Genomic DNA, 2,229 nt, shown 5'->3' on the forward strand with positions numbered 1-2,229 from the left:
TCGCCATAATCCGCGACGGTATCGAAAGCTCCGCTTTCGTCCACTTGCGCGGATAACCAGTGCCAATCAACGTCTCATGATGCGAACCCGCATACTCCGGTACCCGACGCATATCCTTGGGCAACGGTAACTGCTCCAACATCATGATGGTCTGAATGACATGCTCGTTGATCTTAAAACGCTCCTCCTCAGTCAAAGTACCACGCCCAATGCACAAATTGTAAAGCTCGCCATAATTGTATAAATGTTCCGGTACCTTGACCTGAAAACCATACCGCGGATCGCTGAACTTAAAATCACTGCGCGGAACAATATGCTCAGGCCGATCGGTCAATAGCTTTTCTTGTACCGGCAACTCAGGCGGTTCACCAGCGTAACGCATCAACTCCACATGCGATAACCCCAAACGATCGTTAAAATGACGTACCCAACTCAACTCGGCAAGCTCACGCAAACGCTGAATCCGCTCCGGCGAAGTATATTCATCACCCTGATTGCACTCGGCAACAAAAGCAAAATCCTCCACAAGCTGCTGCCGACGCTCGGCAAACTGCCGCTCCGCCTCCTCCGGATCTACACCCTCGGCAACACTCTCCAACATGGCAATTTTGGCATCACGCAACAATACCTCAAAACGCATGCGTACCTCATGAATCCGGTTATAGATGGTCTCCAACTTACTGCCTTTGTCCACCACATACTCCGGTGTGGTTACCTTGCCGCAGTCGTGCAACCATGCCCCGATGCGAAACTCCCGCCACTCAGCCTCCCCCTGCAACCGAAACTCTGCCAACTCCCCACTGCTCACCTGACACGCCTCTTCAGCCAACATAATGCCCAACTCAGGAACCCGCTCACAGTGGCCACCCGTATAAGGACTCTTGGTGTCGATGGCGCCTGCAACTAGCTTGATCAACGAATCCATCAACGCCTTTTGCGACTCAATCAGCTTGTGATTGTCCAACGCAACCGCCGCCTGCGCCGCCATCGCCGTCACAAAACGTACCAGCTCAGGATGAAAAGTGGTAATCTGCTGGGTCTCTGGGTCAAGAGCATTCAAAAATTGCAAAACACCAATAACCTCACCTTCCCGGGGCGCCAAAGGTACCGTCAACATGGAAACCGTGCGATAACCACTCTGCTGGTCAAAACGCTTGGTCCCGCTCACATCAAAATGACTCTCCTGATAAATGTCATCAATAATCACCGGTTGATTGTGCAAAGCACACCAGGTCGAAATATAACGCTCCACCGGTTGACCCTGCGCATCATACAGAGGAATCTCAAATGATGGTAACTCATCCTCTTCATTGGTAAGCATGGTAAAAGCCAGTGTTTTTTGTTCGGTGACCAGATAAAGCGTGCCCGCATCACAATGGAGCAAATCACGCCCTCCAAACAAAATTTTGCGCAGCAAGGCCATCCGATCTTGCTCGCGTCCCAACTCCAAACCGGTGCGTATCAAATTTTCCAACTTGCCCTGGCTGGCCACCAAATCCTTGGTGCGCAACGCCACATCCTCTTCCAATTGATTGGCATGCTCCTCCAGTTTTTGATGCACCTTGCGCAACTCCTCCTGATTGCGCAAATCACGAATGCGTGCCCGCTTGCGAACCAACAAAAAAAGAAACAAAAAGGCCGCACCCAAACCAGCCGGTACATCTATAATCAAACGTCGCGAAAGCGAGCTCCATTCACTGGTATCCTGCAGAATCACTAAACGCCATAAGCCAACCGGATCATGCCAATCAATATTGCTTTGCATCACCGCATAACGCACCCCGTCGATAGTCGTAAACCCCTTATTCAAATCGATGGCCAATCGCTTGGGCGGATTCTTTTCAAACATGCGCCCAAACTGCTTCAACTCGGCAATGGCAGAGAGCAAATCTGCCGTCGGCTCAGTGGCAATCTGATAGAGCCACTCCCTCTCCGAAGCAGCATACACAATCGATTGCGGGCTCAACAATAAAACCTTGGAGCCCATGGCGATCAACTCCTCATCCAAAAAATCAGCCAACAGCTTGATGGCTACTACTCCGATTACCTCGCTGTCTGGATCATTGTTTTCCCGCAATGGTGCCGAAACATAGAGACCACGCTCATTGCTGTTGCTGCCTACCGCTGCATAAACACTGATCATGCCGGATATGGATTGCTGCCAATAGGGACGAAAAGAGACATCTTTGCCAGTGGATGAATTTTTCTTGGCATCGTGCGCAACGATGA

At 50.8% G+C, this 2,229-nt stretch carries 1 protein-coding gene; it reads right to left on the reverse strand.

Annotated elements, in window-relative coordinates; translation table 11 throughout:
• Positions 1-2,229, reverse strand: a 2,229-nt coding sequence (locus tag EJP87_RS12040) for an HD domain-containing phosphohydrolase (RefSeq protein WP_193771336.1), incomplete at both ends; no start/stop codon positions are given.

The sequence above is a fragment of the Candidatus Magnetaquicoccus inordinatus genome, assembly GCF_004217665.1.
Lineage (GTDB): Bacteria > Pseudomonadota > Magnetococcia > Magnetococcales > Magnetaquicoccaceae > Magnetaquicoccus > Magnetaquicoccus inordinatus.